The sequence below is a fragment of the Marinomonas sp. AWM4_232 genome, from assembly GCF_056158325.1.
Map to the genome: position 1 here is coordinate 867,667 of NZ_JBSWTA010000001.1, position 15,894 is coordinate 883,560.

Annotated in this window: 10 protein-coding genes; 2 read left to right on the forward strand and 8 right to left on the reverse strand. The window is 45.1% G+C overall.

The genetic code is table 11. The annotated features are described in order from the left end of the window. Nucleotides 1–89 precede the first annotated feature (89 nt). The 3 genes from ACXAC1_RS04120 to ACXAC1_RS04130 form a co-directional block, all read right to left on the reverse strand. The gene (locus tag ACXAC1_RS04120; RefSeq protein WP_475059087.1) at nt 90–1,211 is read right to left on the reverse strand and encodes an acyltransferase family protein; all 1,122 of its coding nucleotides are present in this window, start codon (nt 1,209–1,211) and stop codon (nt 90–92) included. Nucleotides 1,212–1,308: 97 nt separating this feature from the next. Beyond that, entirely contained in the window at nt 1,309–2,349 is a 1,041-nt protein-coding gene (locus tag ACXAC1_RS04125) for a T6SS phospholipase effector Tle1-like catalytic domain-containing protein (protein WP_475059091.1), read from the reverse strand. A 489-nt stretch (nt 2,350–2,838) separates the two neighbouring features. Further along, entirely contained in the window at nt 2,839–5,127 is a 2,289-nt protein-coding gene (locus ACXAC1_RS04130) for a hypothetical protein (protein ID WP_475059093.1), read from the reverse strand. A 279-nt stretch (nt 5,128–5,406) separates the two neighbouring features. Between ACXAC1_RS04130 and ACXAC1_RS04135 the strand changes: the two genes are divergently transcribed. Continuing rightward, nucleotides 5,407–6,429: an IS110 family RNA-guided transposase gene (locus ACXAC1_RS04135; RefSeq protein ID WP_475059095.1), complete on the forward strand. Its 1,023-nt coding sequence runs from the start codon at nt 5,407–5,409 to the stop codon at nt 6,427–6,429. A 298-nt stretch (nt 6,430–6,727) separates the two neighbouring features. After that, the gene (locus ACXAC1_RS04140; protein WP_475059098.1) at nt 6,728–7,117 is read left to right on the forward strand and encodes a hypothetical protein; all 390 of its coding nucleotides are present in this window, start codon (nt 6,728–6,730) and stop codon (nt 7,115–7,117) included. A gap of 455 nt (nt 7,118–7,572) precedes the next feature. Here ACXAC1_RS04140 and ACXAC1_RS04145 read toward each other — a convergent pair whose 3' ends face one another. The 5 genes from ACXAC1_RS04145 to ACXAC1_RS04165 all read right to left on the reverse strand — a co-directional run bounded on the left by ACXAC1_RS04145 (nt 7,573) and on the right by ACXAC1_RS04165 (nt 15,839). Then, entirely contained in the window at nt 7,573–12,186 is a 4,614-nt protein-coding gene (locus tag ACXAC1_RS04145; protein ID WP_475059100.1) for a beta strand repeat-containing protein, read from the reverse strand. Then, nucleotides 12,187–12,387, reverse strand: coding sequence for a hypothetical protein (locus ACXAC1_RS04150; RefSeq protein ID WP_475059102.1), 201 nt, complete (start codon nt 12,385–12,387; stop codon nt 12,187–12,189). 590 nt (nt 12,388–12,977) lie between these two features. Further along, complete coding sequence (locus tag ACXAC1_RS04155) at nt 12,978–14,000, reverse strand: IS110 family RNA-guided transposase (protein ID WP_475059105.1); 1,023 nt, start codon at nt 13,998–14,000, stop codon at nt 12,978–12,980. Between the two features lie 289 nt (nt 14,001–14,289). Further along, a complete protein-coding gene (locus tag ACXAC1_RS04160; RefSeq protein WP_475059108.1) occupies nt 14,290–15,186 on the reverse strand; it encodes a PIG-L deacetylase family protein in 897 nt (298 codons plus the stop codon). Between the two features lie 224 nt (nt 15,187–15,410). After that, nucleotides 15,411–15,839, reverse strand: a complete 429-nt coding sequence (locus ACXAC1_RS04165; protein WP_475059110.1) for an REP-associated tyrosine transposase — start codon at nt 15,837–15,839, stop codon at nt 15,411–15,413. Between the last annotated feature and the right edge of the window lie 55 nt (nt 15,840–15,894).

The window sequence follows — 15,894 nt, forward strand, 5'->3', positions numbered from 1 at the left end:
TCGCAACATCTTAGATCACAGAGGCATGATCTAAGTTGCGAAAGTGGCCTTATAAATTATGCATCAGGTACGACAATAATGAGCAACCGTTAGCGTATACTTTGCCTTTCTTTTCCTGAATTTGCCAATATTTTTTTCCAAATATTTAAAATAATAATGGCCGAAGTAAAAATAAAAAACAGATATAAAACGATATACAACACTTGTAAAACTGGTGTAGATCGCTCACTAACATGCCACCCTAATAACTTAAAAATAATGACAGAGAAGACATTTAATACGACAATATGACTTAAGAAAAGCGTAAAAGAATAAGGAGAAATAAACTTTAGGATCCGTCCACCTATCGAATCACCAAATAAAACTAACGTATTAATAAAGACTGGTAAACAAGCCACAAATGCTAAACTGAATAGTAAACGAAGGTTAACAAAATCATAATTAGATGGAGACACACCAGACAGATACATACTTAAAAATAGGCCAATCACAGACATAAGAATAGAGATTGCCACAATACTATAACGACTCAATTTTGGTATTTTAAAACCCTGGCTCGCGAAAAAATAGCCAATCAAAAAAAACAGAAGCATATCCGTTCTATATAAGACATGCGTTGAAAACACATCACTAATAAATAAAACTGAGTGACTTAACCAAGAGTATAAAAGCCAAATAGTTGAAAAAACAATAAAGACAATTTTCTTTTGGCATATAATATGAATTAAAGGAATAAATAGCATAATGAGAAATAAATCTCGAATAAAATATACCGGAAGATTAATTGGCATTTGCAGTCCTACACCTAAAAGAGCATTTATATAGCTCCCAAAACCGTCTAATCGCCCAAAGCCAAGAAAATTAAAGCCCCATAGTTTAAATACCACCATACAAAAGGCCAGCGCAATCACATTCCAAACCAAGAAAGGAACAAGCAAGCTTTTTACTTTCTTAATAATCAGGCGAAAGTAAGGCACTTTTTGATAAGAGGAGTAAGCAAGATAACCAGATATTACAGTCAGTATCGGCACGCCACCACGGGCAAGAAAATCCTTCAGATATACCGAGAACAGAGTGCTAAGTTGATCATATTGGTCATAATCAGAATGATAGCCCCGAATACCTGGAACATGGGCTATACAGATGCAGAGTATCAAAAGAGGTCTAATTAGCCGAATCCCTTCGAATAATTCATTTTTAGTTAACGTCACCAAACTACTTCCATAACGATTATTTAAGGCCAGCTATGGTAACAGCTTTTCTATCGCTAAACGTGATAAGACTCACATGTCATAAAGTTTGCTCTTATCAGGCTATTTCTCCACTAGCACGCCGATGCATTTCAAATGGTTTAGTCAGTTGCCATGGAGTTGGCTTAAGTAAGCAACGAGCGAGAGGACGATAATCTGAGTGATAACGCTGACGCATCCATACTGTAGAATGCCAAAGCGGCGGAGTGTCTGGACAAGGTATGCCTTGTTTTAAAACATGGCAGTGCCTCGGTGCGATCGTCAACCTTCGCCATAATGGACACCGCTGTTGATAATGCAAAACACCACTGGGGGTTGGGTTGAGCGTTAATACTTCCGCGTTAAAGGGCAATTGTATTTTGGCAGCGTTGTCATACACTGGCCGACCAAGTGTTTTGCTCAGCCAGTTCATAACGGTCTTGAGACTTATGTCAGCTAGCCCATCGTGTCGATAACCACCGCCTATGTCTGCATGCACGCCCGACAGCCAGACTTCTTCCACGCGGCCATCTTGATTCATAAGTGTCGGTCGAAAGGCTAAACGCTGTTCATCTAACGCCAGAAAATGCAGCGCTTTATTAACGCAGCGAGGTAATGTACCACCATATTCAAATACCACCTCCTGCGTGGGCCGTTGGCGTTTATCCAAATTCGGCAAACCAATCGACGCCACCGTGTCCATCACCGCTTCCACCACAATTGGGCGATCTAAAAATGCATCGATCAACGCCGCAAAGCGTCGTGCTAAGGCTGCCCCACGACTGAAACCGATTAGCACTATGGCAGAGATATTTGCATGATAATAAGTTTGAAAATCGATTAATGCGCCACGTAGGATATCCGCCACATCCCCCTGCTCCACCGCCAACCCTGCATTTAAAAAGCGCGTTAAGCTAGAGCCATAAGTACCGACACCCGAATAGTAAAAACTCACCATGCCGGACGATAAACGTGTGGTGCAGCTGTCCGCCGCCAGCCGCCCACCTAACAACAGATGAGACTTAAGCACATTGGTTATGCTCACGTCTTGATCATGATAACGCTCCGCATCTTCAGGATCGTTACAGGTACCGTCGAAGTGAAAAAATAGAATCGTCATACCACCTCCTTGTTCGCAACCAACCACCTCCTGTGGTTGGAATTAACATAACAAAGTGCCGGTCGACTTACCCTGAGCTAACTCAAAACTTGTAGATGAATCAAACCACCATTGTGGGAACCCGCTTTGCGGATGAACCTGTTTCCTTGTCGCTCGCACAGCAAGCTCCTACAAAACATCCATCATTGCGAAATATTGATGTGCAGGTTAAGCAAACCAACCATTGTGGGAACCTGCTTTGCGGGTGAACAAAACCAGCCATTGTAGGAACCCGCTGTGCGGGTGAACCTGTTTCCTTGTCGCTCGCGCAGCAAGCTCCTGCAAAACACCCATCATTGCGAAATATTGATGTGAGGGTGAACAAACCAACATTGTAGGAACCCGCTGTGCGGGTGAGCCAAACCAGCCATTGTAGGAACCCGCTGTGCGGGTGAACCTGCTTCCTTGTCGCTCGCGCAGCAAGCGCCTATAAAACAAAGCTCCTATACTTTATGCCAATATTTCTGCGACGCTCATTTCACCAAAGTCATAGCTTCCAATTAAGTTCGCTTTAGAAAAGTCGCTTTCGCCGACATCAGCAAGTAACTGGAAGGCTTTAAATTCATTGGAATCGCTGTTTTCTACAATCAGCAGGTATTCACGGTTAGCGTCATCATAATTCCCTGTACTTTGGCTGCTCAGGTCAGCTTCAGTCACAGAGGCATCAAGCGATTGATCGGACAACTCACCGATTTCCGTTAGACCATTGAATACTTCGATCAAACTGGTTTCGGTTAATAACTCATACACCTCGCTATCTACGTCAAACGATACAATACTGTTAGCTGCAATCTCATTTTCTCCACTCGCCTCTAGCTCAGCATAAGACGAAGCTAGGGCAGTTCGATCCGCGTCATCTGTTTGATAGGTCGTCAAGTAAGCAGAAAAATCCAGCTCAATTTGATCTGCAGCCACACCGGTTAAATACAGTTTGCCTAAATCAAACGCCTGTCCAGCTAAGCTTGTGACCGTTAAGGTTCCGGCAAAGTCATCGGCAAACCAGACTTTATCATTACCTTGTTGAGTATCGATGATCCAATGCAGATCTTCATCTTGCTGTAACGCTTCATCTAGATAAATGTATAACCTATCATTGCCATTAGACATTTGATAAGTAAAGTCTGTTTCAGCTATCGTGTATTTATCTAAACTCGCCTCAGTTAAGCTGGCCGTCATAAATGTATAATCAACACCACCGCTAACCGTAAATGAAGCAATATCTTCGAGGCCATTTAGCGTTAACCTAGCAGAGCTTTCACTGGTAACGGAAACTGAGTTCAAAGCATCGTTTGTAGAAGCAATATTTTCGAGACGGTTTATCCCAATTAGGTCTAGGTTTAGCTGGTTAATGCCTGCGATATCTTGTTCATTGTCTTCGACTCCGACTAGTATATCGACACTTTCACCATTGGCTCCTACCTGGTTGAGCGTTAGGTTGGCTATCGCTTGTCCATCTAATTCAGGCTGGTAAATCGCCGTATGAATATTGCCCCAAGGTAAGATTTCATCTGCCAGCCACTGTGGGTTTAAAAGCTCGCCTGATGTGCTGGTTAGAATAATCTCAGGCGCGACATACGTTTCACCATTGTCACTTGAGATCTTTGAAAACTGTGAGCCGAAACTTACCTTAAGCTGCTCTTCTAACCCTTGCTCTTGAATAGCACTTTGTAAAATCTGCAAAAGCTCGGCATGACTTTGAAACGGCGCATCGCCCACAAGCTCATAAGTGACGCCATTTAACGAGATGGCTAAACCCATGTAGCCATTGTTGAGCCATTGCCCGGTTGGGCTATCAAAATCAAGCACTTCTATGACTAGCGCTGATCCGGTTTGCACTGACGCAGCAATGCCATGCTGCTGTGTGATCGCACTGCTGTCGAAGGTAATCTCTACGCTTTCTTGGGTCAACTCTGCGGTCAGCTGCAACTCAGATGAAGGTGTCATCAAGTTGGCTACCGATAGTGCCCCAACACTCGCTAAAGTCAATGATTCCAATGTTGTGTCAATCGTTGTGGCATCAAACGCAATCTCTTCGCCAGATGCGTTAACCAGTGAAATGTGCTCTAAGCCATCACTACTAAACGCAACAGGCGAATCGCTTAGTTCAATGAGTAGCTCGTCCGTCCCCTCACCCGCTTCTATTGTTAAGTTATTGTTTAACTCGGTCGCGTTAGCTAGCACAATAGAAAAGGCATCATTGGCGTCCGTACCGTAAATCACGTCTTGCTCGTTTATTTCTGCGGTGATGTTGGACTCGCCATCGAGAGAACGCGAAGTAATAATTTGTCGCAGCTGCTGTAGGCTCGGATTATCAATAGGACTGGTGCGGGCAAACGTATCGGCTAAGGCCACACTGTCATCGAAATACAGCTTTAATGCCCCCCAAACAGGGTCTGTGTCGGAGAAGCTTATTAGGTTTTCAATCACACTGTAAACCACTTCTGCTCGACTGGCGCCCTGCTCAAGTTGAGCCACCATATACTCTATCCCTAGTGGGAGCAGATCTTCCCTTAGGGATAAAGGTAACTGCGCAGTCAGAAATGCCGAAGCAAATTGTGCATGGCTAAGTGTATCTGGGTAGAAGATATCAAACTCTGAAGTGGCCACCAGCTCGGTAGTTAAGTCACTCAGTGATTGGCCATTTTCAACTTGGGCGATAAAGCGCTCTAGAAGAGAAGCAGTGGGGGCGCCAGAGAAAGTTCCGACGATAATCGAAAGTACATCATTGCGAGTCGACATGTCACATCCTTATTAATAATGATTCCTAATAGATTCAATTATATAAGGCTTATTTTGAGATGGAACAGTTTGGTAGGCGTTGAGAGTGTAAAGTTTGAGCAACATGTGGAGTTGAATAAGGTGTAGCAAGAAAAAAGCCCCCATCATTACGAAATATAGATGCATGGGGAGCCAAACCAGTCATTGTAGGAAATGAGATGGACCCGCCCTCCTAACTATGTGCCATGCTTAATGTGCAAACCAAGCAAACCGGCATCTAAGTTAAAAGGAGCGAGTCCTATGAAAAATATTAGCATCCTAGGCATTGATTTGGCGAAACATGTTTTCCAATTACATGGTGTTAATAAAAGCGGTAAAGCTGTTCTAAAAAAACGCTTAAACAGATCAGAGCTAAAAGAGTTCATTGCTAAACTACCAGCGTGTTTGATCGCAATGGAAGCCTGCAGTGGCTCACATGCTTGGGCTCGAATGTTCGAAAGGATGGGGCATAAAGTCAAAGTTATCTCTCCCCAGTACGTGAAGCCTTTTGTTCAGGTTCACAAGAATGACATGCGGGATGCCGCAGCGATTGCCATGGCAGCATCACACCAAGGTGTTCCCTCAGTCATGGTTAAAAGTGAAGAGCAGCTTGATCTACAGGCGATTCATCGAGTGCGGGAACGCTTAGTACGTGAGAAAACAGCCATTGGTAATGAACTTAGAGGCATATTAGCTGACATGGGCGTCATTATCCCAACAGGTCATGCCAGTATTCGAGTGCTGCTACCTAGCATTCTAGAAGATGCAGAGCAGCCAATTACTTACCAAGGTAGACAGTTGCTATCTGATCTGAGAGAGCAGTGGTTGGAAACGGAAGCGCATATACACCGTTATGACGCCATGCTTCAAACCTATGTGAAAGAGAATGAGGACTGCAAAAAGCTATTAGAGATTCCAGGGATCGGGCCAATCAATGCTTCGTTGCTTCTAAGTTATGCAGGAGACGCAAAGCGTTTTGCCAGCGCCAGACATTTTGCTGCCTCACTAGGCTTAGTCCCAAGGCAGGCTTCTAGTGGCGGTAAAAACCGATTGCTAGGCATTAGTAAACGAGGAAATAAACATGTACGAAAACAACTAGTGCATAGAGCAAGATCGGCTTATCGGGTTCTGTTAAAAGAAGAGTCCAGTGGACGTTTAAGTGATTGGGCAAAGCGCATGAAAGACAGCGGCAAACACGTTAATAAGATAGTTGTAGCTCTAGCGAACAAAATGGCTCGTATCGTTTGGTGCTTAATGATGAAAGAAACGAATTATCAGCGCTAAAAGCTAAAACAGTACAACAATAGACAACCCAAAGAAGTTAAACAGGCACACCCAAAGCGTTGCGCAGACTATTAAGACAAAACAGATAAAATCGACTCATTTATCCTAGAAAGCGAGGTGGCTCTTAGAAGCCGAGTAGGAAGTTAGGAAAATGGGAGCACATCTCTTTATGGCCGAGCAGATATGCTCAATAAAAGTAGGCCGAATATAAGCGTGCAACTTTACTCTGTCTTATCGAAATAGCTTGCAACAGTCGGGCGGGTCCATATAAACCCGCTTTGCGGGTGAACCTGTTTCCTTGTCGCTCGCGCAGCAAGCTCCTACAAATACAACATCCATTGTAGGAACCCGTTGTGCGGGTGATACAAAACCACCATATCCGTTTGTTGACAATCCACGAGAAAACCAACCCAAAGGCCTGCCCTTTAAACTTGAAGACTACCTAGAACTTGTGGATCTCACTGGCCGAATTGTACGGCAAGGTAAACGTGGCAGCATCGATCTCTCCTTCGCTCCGATTCTACAACGCCTCAACATCCCATCGGAACACTGGATTACCATCGCCACGCAGTTTGAGCAACACACCCACGCCGCCGTGGGCACAGAACGGATCCTTTCTAATTACTACCAAAACACTGGCTACAAACGAAGGCCAAAAATCAGCAAAGCCAAACAGCTACTGGCCTAGTTAATTCCTCTAGTCTGCTTTTGCCATTACCTTACTGGTAAGGCATTCGCTCGCCCTCAACTCGACAAAACAGCACAGATACGGCTATTTCTGCGACTCACAGGCTTAAAAAACTAATTTTGAATGAAACTAGCTAGCTGCTTGATGCAGATTAGAACTGAATTGCGAGTCAGTTTTTAAAGTGGGTGTCCTGATAACTTCTAGATTAGAACTAAATTGCGAGCCAGTTTTTAAAGTGGGTGTCCTGATTAACTTCACTTCCTATCGCTTCCTTCAGACCCTGCCGTTGGCCAGCAACGCCCTTGCGATTCGGATTCTCTTCCCCTCAGTCGGGGTGAGACAGGTTTCTTTCAACCTAACGGGTTTGCCAGCTTCGCTGGGCAAAAAAAAACCCCCATCCGAGGATGGGGGTTTTCGTTTAACTGACTAACAGCTAATTAACTTTCGCTAATTAATTAGTTAGTGAAGTTAGCGTCAGACATGTTGTCTAGAGTGTTACCGAAGTCAACAGTACCTACTAGAACTGCATCAGTGAAGTCACCGTCGTTTTCAGCAGTTAACTGGTAAACTTTGTATTCACCGTCGTTCAAGTCGTTTTCAACCATTACGATGTGCTCGAATGAATCACCAACTAGGTTAGCAACATTCGCAACATCTAGGTCAGACTCATCGATAGAACCGTAAGATTCAGAACCTTCATCGTTCAATGCTGCCAATAGGTCATCAGCTGTTAGAGCAGACCAAGTTTCACCTTCGTTTGCATCTTGAGCGAAGCTGTTAATGATTGTTACTTCGTTGATGCTAGCAACGTTGTTCACGTTTAGCGTTACATCAGCTGTGATAGCAGACGCTGCAGAACCTGATACAGAAGTTTGTGCATCTAGGTAAGCAGTGAAGTCTAGCATATCCATTGCATCACCAGCCTGTGTGAAGTTCACCACAGTGTCGTGACCGTTTTGTGTACCAGTGTAAACCAATGTGTCGTTAGACTCATCATCTGTACCTAGAACAACAACGTCTTCACCAGTACCTAGCGTAATAGTGTTGTCACTTACGTTAGTACTTTCGTTACCTGCAAGCAGGTTACCAGAACCATCGTGCGCCATATCTAGTGCATCTAGGTTACCGTTAGTCGCGTACTCTTCAACCGCAGCATCAAGACGTGCTTGAAGCTCTGCATCCGTGTAAGTTGCATCAGAGTTGTTGTCCACATCACGTAGTGTTGTGATCAACGAGTTCTTCTGAGCTGTTGTTAGAGTATCAACGTCAACTGCTTCGATAGAGATCTGAAGATCTGCTTCGTTGAATTGACCGTCGATCTTAGATTCGATAACCACTGTGTTCGCAGGGCCGTCTTGTACAGACACTAGATCTGCAATGCGGTTACCTTCGGCATCAGTTTCACCCAAGATCGCAGCTTTGATTGCTTGGTTGATGTTCTGAGCGTTACCTAGGTTGTTAGTTGTACCGATTGTAACAGTCGATTCAAAACCGTTCTCAAACGCTACAGCTGCACCGTCAGTTACACCAGATGCACCCGCTGTTGTTGCACCAGAAACCGTAACAGTTAGTTTCGCACCGAATAGCAACTCATTAGAGCCTTGACCTAGACTATCTAGATCTGTGATATCGTGCTCGCCGTTTGCATCTGCTTCAGTGTTTACCACCCAAGTCGCTGCACCAACTACCGCATCTAGGTTACCTTTTACAGTTTCAGCAACAGAAGCAGATTTAACAGCGCCGTCAATCATAGTGATTGCAAGCTCGTTAACATTGTTCGTACCAGCAGCTGCCGCACCAGAGAATGATACATCCACTTGGTCATTGTTCGTGCCATTAACCGCAGCAGTCAGACCTGTTACAGCATTCAATGCCGTTGCTACTTGAGAAGCTACACCAGCAGCGTTATCAGCTGTTAGTGAAACTTCGAAAGTTTCATCTGCTGCAATAACGCCATCAGCATCAACATCGATGTCAAAGAATACAGAACCCGCTTGGTCTGCACCCGTCAGTGTGATTGACTGAACTTCAGCAGTACCCGCTGTAACAGCAATTGCATCGGCGCCAGCTGCAGTAACAATTGGGTTGCCCGCATCTTCAACAGTAACAGGAGTACCATCAGCAGTGTAAGACGTTACAACAACACCATCAACAGCTACTAGATTTGCTGCATCACCAGCCGTTGTAGCTTGTACCGCTAGTAGACCTAGAGATGGGTTAGACTCTACAACAGAGTAACCGTAAGCAGATAGGTTAAGGGCTGCAACTTGTTGAGTAATCTCAAACGCAGTTACTGTACCGTTACCGTCTGTGTCATTAACAGCTACCACAGTACCTGCAGATCCATCTGCTGGATTCAAGGTAATGTTAGTAGTGGCACCCGCAACGTCAACAAACTCGATTACCGCCACTTCTGTTACAGCATCAGAAGCAGGTGTACCAGCCGTACCAGCAGATGCAGAAACGATAGTAGCTGTTACGTCTGTAGAGATCGGAGATACTTGTGCAGATGGCACATCACCGTTGTCAGCAATGAAAGTGTTAGTGTAAGCATCAGTGTAAGTCAGTACAACTTGATCACCAACTGCTACAGCAGATTCAAGTGATGAATCAAGAGCTACGTTAAGCTGAGCAGCAACTTTAGTAGCAACTTGAGCTGCTGATTCACCCGCTGCGATAGTATTACCTAGAGCTGTAGTATACGTATTACCATTTGGAAGCGTTACCGTCACTTGAGAAATGGTTGCTTGGTCAGCAGCATCACCGAAAGTGATGGTTTGCACTTCTTTAACTGCACCACTAGCTGTATCGTTACCAGAGTTATCAGTGTAAACCGTGTCATCGCCATCACCAGCATTGATCGTTGCATCGCCTGCACCGATAGTGCTGATTACGTCGTTACCTGCACCACCGTCAACTACGATGTTAGCGTTCTCTTTCTGGTTTTCGTACCAGTTAGTGCCTTCAGATGTGCCGGCAGCTAGAGCGAAGGCGTTTACAGAGTTAGTCGTTGTACCGACACGTACAGTGATGTTGTCATCACCTTGGTTACCAGAAACAACTACTTCCATATCTTCACGAGTTGCTGTACCAGCATTCGCTAGGTTCGCTACATCTAGATCTAGAAGGATAGTGTCGTTGCCTTGGCCTAGGTCGTAGTCGAATTCTACGTTGTCAGCACCAGCGTTTGTTGCTGTGTCTGTTACATCTAGGTATTTGTCAACAATGCCTTCTTCAAGAACTGCTGTTAGGTCAACAGAGCCAGTCATAGCTGATGCGTCGAATACGCGAACGTTTTCGATACCGTAGTAAGCACCACTGTTTGCACGGATCGTTAGGTCGCCGTTTTCAGTCATGTCTTTCAGCTCATCGCTGTTTACAACGTAAACTTCTTCTAACCAGTCGTTAGTTGTAGTTAGCGAGCGAATCCAGCTGTCATCGTGTACCGTTACGTTAAACTGTTGGATACCTTGTGAACCAGACTCACCTGTAGACATGTTTCCGGCACGGAAATCACCAGACTGTGAACCACGACCAACGTTGTCAAGCTCGATGTCTACTTGAGTTAGAGATGTCGTTGTCACTGGGTCAACACTAGCGATCTTAGTGTGTACGTTTGTATCGGCTGGTACATCACCATTTACAACCCAACCTAGACCAGTAAGCTCTTCAGAGCCAGTGTTCGTCAGTACGATGGTTGTACCTGCGTACTGAACACCGTTATCAGAGTTGTAACGCTGGAATTCAGAACCTAGCGTCGCAGTGATAGTATCTAGACCGTTTGCTTCAAGACCCGCGTTGATTTCAGCAACCAAGGCTTCGTAAGAAGAAGTGACAGCGCTATCACCAACGATTTCGTAAGTTGTATCACCAACAGAAATCTTGATACCTACGTATGGGTTGTTAGTCAATGGACCCGTGCCATTTGCCATACCTTCTAGGTCAAGGATCTCTAGGTAAAGCTGAGAATCAGCAGTCGTTGCGCCTGGTGCTGTAATGTGCTGATCATCGAAGTAAACAGCGTAATCAACATCACCAGAATCCGTGTTCTGCATTACCAGTGTTGTTTCGTGAGAGTTGTTACGTACATCTTCGATAACCAAGTCAGCACGAGAATCCGTTGACCAGAACTCTTCTGTTCCAACCATGTTTTGTGCGTCTACAGCAGATGCACCAGTTGCAAACCAGCCAAGGTCGTTATGAACAACGTAATCGTAGTTATCGTCGCCTTGCTCGTTAGTCGCAGGGGTGTCACTTGGAATTTCGTTATCCGTCGTATCTTTTACGATTGCTTGCGTTTGAAACTTAGCGATTTCAACAGAATCTGTAAAAGCGTTGATAGCGAAATCAGCCGAGTTACCGATACGTGCAAACAGAGTGTCTGTACCTGCGCCACCAGAAATCTCGTCACCAGACTGTAGAGTGTTCTGGTTGTCGAAGTAAGTCGCATTAAATAGGTCGTCTAGTGACGTGCCTTTAATGAAGTCTTGATCTGTCGTTAGACGCTGCTGAGTTTCGCTTTCAGCATCAAGGATACCAGCAGAAATCAGCATTAGCTTATCTGTTTTAGACTGTTCAGTAGCGTCTACATCAGCAGTAACAGACTGAAGCTGTTCCATTGATAGACCAGAGAAGTCAGTCGTAATGGCAAATGTTGTTGCTACTTCAACTTTATTGTTAAGTTGTTTAACAGCATCACCCCAAGTCGGATCATCTTCAGATGCCGTACGTAGAAGATTGATTGCTTTGTAAGCAGCTAGACCAAAAGAATCGCCAGCGTTGATTTCACCAGTTACGTAATCAGCCGCCAATTCTTTAGCGTCAGCAGTAACATTGTCGCCTAACAAAGAAGAAACGAACTTCGTAGCGAACTGTTCAGATGTTAGGAAGTTACCGTATTCACCTTTGAACTCTGTTGTTGCACTTAGCTCGTCAGCCAATTGAGCAACAGTTGCACCTTCATTTAGACGATCAGCTAGATCGCTAAGAATATCAAAAGTTGGTGCACCATCAAAAATACCCACAATCGTGGACATTAGATCCTGTTGCATTTCTAAAGAAATTGCCATTTATAAAACTCCTTGATCAAGGTTAGTTACTAAACTTCGCGCTCGGTCTGAATACTTCATAATGACCTCACTTGAATTAGTTTTAGTGTTTACTTGCGCATCCGCGCCAGTACTGTTTGCTTTAAGTGCTGTAAAAGCCGCTTGCACGGTTAAGTGTGTGCAACATTGTGCGTACTTTTTGTGACACTTTGGTGAAGTCATCCGATCCTCACCTAGCATGTTTACGAGAATAATCGAGTCTCCGTCAAATTGGTGTGACGGGCATCACACGAGGTGAACTTTTCTCTTATCGCTCGCGTCTCGTTTTTCTTGAGATAAAAATCGCAACAAAAACAAAGATATTAATGTCCCGTAGAGTCTCATAAACGGCAGAGTGAGTTCAATGGGTTTATTTCGTTCGTGCGCATTTTTTGAGTTTTTTACAAAAAATTTTGACTGAACATAAAAGTGAACATAAATTCATTTGAATTTAATCGATTTGTTCACCCGCAGAAGGGATTTTGTTCACCCGCGCAGCGGGGTTATATGGACCCGCCCGACTGTTGCAAGCTATTTCGATAAGACAGAGTAAAGTTGCACGCTTATATTCGGCCTACTTTTTTGAGCATATCTGCCCGGCCATAAAGAGATGTGCTCCCATTTTCCTAACTTCCTACTCGGCTTCTAAGAGCCACCTCGCTTTCTAGGGTAAATGAGTCGATTTTATCTGTTTTGTCTTAATAGTCTGCGCAACGCTTTGGGTGTGCCTGTTTAACTTCTTTGGGTTGTCTATTGTTGTACGGTTTTAGCTTTTAGCGTTGATAATTCGTTTCTTTCATCATTAAGCACCAAACGATACGAGCCATTTTGTTCGCTAGAGCTACAACTATCTTATTAACGTGTTTGCCGCTGTCTTTCATGCGCTTTGCCCAATCACTTAAACGTCCACTGGTCTCTTCTTTTAACAGAACCCGATAAGCCGATCTTGCTCCATGCACTAGTTGTTTTCGTACATGTTTATTTCCTCGTTTACTAATGCCTAGCAATCGGTTTTTACCGCCACTAGAAGCCTGCCTTGGGACTAAGCCTAGTGAGGCAGCAAAATGTCTGGCGCTGGCAAAACGCTTTGCGTCTCCTGCATAACTTAGAAGCAACGAAGCATTGATTGGCCCGATCCCTGGAATCTCTAATAGCTTTTTGCAGTCCTCATTCTCTTTCACATAGGTTTGAAGCATGACGTCATAACGGTGTATATGCGCTTCCGTTTCCAACCACTGCTCTCTCAGATCAGATAGCAACTGTCTACCTTGGTAAGTAATCGGCTGCTCTGCATCTTCTAGAATGCTAGGTAGCAGCACTCGAATACTGGCATGACCTGTTGGGATAATGACGCCCATGTCAGCTAATATGCCTCTAAGTTCATTACCAATGGCTGTTTTCTCACGTACTAAGCGTTCTCGCACTCGATGAATCGCCTGTAGATCAAGCTGCTCTTCACTTTTAACCATGACTGAGGGAACACCTTGGTGTGATGCAGCCATGGCAATCGCTGCGGCATCCCGCATGTCATTCTTGTGAACCTGAACAAAAGGCTTCACGTACTGGGGAGAGATAACTTTGACTTTATGCCCCATCCTTTCGAACATTCGAGCCCAAGCATGAGAGCCACTGCAGGCTTCCATTGCGATCAAACACGCTGGTAGTTTAGCAATGAACTCTTTTAGCTCTGATCTGTTTAAGCGTTTTTTTAGAACAGCTTTACCGCTTTTATTAACACCATGTAATTGGAAAACATGTTTCGCCAAATCAATGCCTAGGATGCTAATATTTTTCATAGGACTCGCTCCTTTTAACTTAGATGCCGGTTTGCTTGGTTTGCACATTAAGCATGGCACATAGTTAGGAGGGCGGGTCCATCTCATTTCCTACAATGGTGGTTTGGGTGATTCATCTACATGACGGCTTTTGTTCACCCGCGCAGCGGGTTCCTACATGGGTGGTTTGGGTGGTTCATCCATATGACGGCTTTTGTTCACCCGCAGAAGGGATTTTGTAGGAGCTTGCTGTGCGAGCGATGGGTGGTTCATCTACATAACGGTTTTTGTTCACCCGCGCAGCGGGGTCTTACAGTTTGCTGCGTAGCCAGCGTAGTGGTCGGGTGATGCGCCAAGATAAGGTTTGGTGTGTTTGGTGGAGCATGTGTTCCAGCTCATGTATGCGCTGTTGCATTTGTTCTGTTTGTTGCTGCTGCTGTTGTGTCTGCTTTTCAGCGTGCATGAGCGTTAGGGTGGTTTGATCTGGTTGTTGCTGTTGGGCAAATGCGTCCAGCTCATCTTTATCTAGAATGTAGAAGGCTTCGGCAAAGTGAACATCTAACCCTAGGGTATAGGAGCGGAAGGTATTTAAGCCGCGCATTTGCTCTGCGTAATGCTGTCCAGTCAGTTGCGAAGGGAAGTCCTGCATGGCTTGCCATTTTCGGTTTTGGTAAGCGGTGATGTCTTCTAGGCAGTTTGGGGTTAGGGGAACGCCGACTTCGTAAAAGGCTAATCTTTCTAAAGTTGGCAGTTGTTTCGCCAAAGATAACCCTAGCTGTGCGGTCGCTCGGTGGTCTCGATGCATTTCCCATATAGAAGGCACCACCAACGTTGTTGGCTGCCAGGCGGTCAAGCGCTCAAGTAGCGCAGCTTCGATGGTTTGGTCATCTAATAATGCCGCATCCTGCCGCTTAAAGAACTCCGGTTCTGGTAGCTCGAGCGTTTTAGCCGCGGCACGAGACTCGTCTGCGCGTAGTTGGGCTTTTTCCGCGCGTTTGATTTCCGCTTCGGGGGTATCACCAAATTCTCCAGAGACTACCCCTGAGGTGATGATAAAGGCTCGAACCAGTTTACCCTGCTCGGCCCATTTGCAGGCACTGCCACCGCAACCGAATACTTCATCATCTGGGTGAGGGGCTAAAATGGCGATACGATCACCGCTTACGGCAGAGGTTGTGTGATATGGGGTGAAGTATCGTTCAAGCACAAGCAATCATCCTGACAAGTAAACCCGTTATTTTGGCGGGAGAGCGGTGATAGAACAAGCCCCAATTTAGGGTTTGTTCACCTGCGCAGCGGGTTTTCATAGGAGGTTTTGTAGGAGCTTGCTGTGCGAGCGAACAATATTCATCACACAACGGATGAGTTGGTTCACCCGCGCAGCGGGTTCCTACAATGGCGATTTGGGTGGTTCAATCGCGCAGCGGGTTCCTACAGGAAGATGCAATCCCAGTGTGGGTAATCGGTAACGCTTGTGACGAGCCCTGCTCTTTTGGGGTTTGCGATGATGTAACGAGCGATTTCTATGCTCTCCTGTTCACTGCGCATGGCGCGGTCATAAAAGCCTTTTTGCCAGTGTACTCGGAGCTTTTTTCTAGATCGTTCTTTGACTATTCGAACTAGCTCTGAAATGTTTTTATTTTTCGGTTGCAGTAACCAGTGGATATGGTCAGGCATTACAACAAAGGCGATGGTTTTGGACCAATTTTGTAAATCACAATATTGCATGTAGGTGATGATTTTCCGAGCCGTGCGGAAGTTTGCAAAGTAAATTACCCGTTTATCCGTTGCGAAGGTTAGGTGGTAAACAATGTCTGGGGCGGATGAGCGCCCTTTGCGAAGTTGTGAGTATCCTTTCATTTAAACCGTCCTTGGTTTGTGGTTTTGTTCACCCGCGCAGCGGGTTCCTACATGG

Coding starts and splice junctions, on each gene's coding strand:
- ACXAC1_RS04125 (WP_475059091.1), bottom strand. CDS start 2,349: ATGACGATTCTATTTTTTCACTTCGACGGTACCTGTAACGATCCTGAA.
- ACXAC1_RS04130 (WP_475059093.1), bottom strand. CDS start 5,127: ATGTCGACTCGCAATGATGTACTTTCGATTATCGTCGGAACTTTCTCT.
- ACXAC1_RS04135 (WP_475059095.1), top strand. CDS start 5,407: ATGAAAAATATTAGCATCCTAGGCATTGATTTGGCGAAACATGTTTTC.
- ACXAC1_RS04145 (WP_475059100.1), bottom strand. CDS start 12,186: ATGGCAATTTCTTTAGAAATGCAACAGGATCTAATGTCCACGATTGTG.
- ACXAC1_RS04150 (WP_475059102.1), bottom strand. CDS start 12,387: ATGACTTCACCAAAGTGTCACAAAAAGTACGCACAATGTTGCACACAC.
- ACXAC1_RS04155 (WP_475059105.1), bottom strand. CDS start 14,000: ATGAAAAATATTAGCATCCTAGGCATTGATTTGGCGAAACATGTTTTC.
- ACXAC1_RS04165 (WP_475059110.1), bottom strand. CDS start 15,839: ATGAAAGGATACTCACAACTTCGCAAAGGGCGCTCATCCGCCCCAGAC.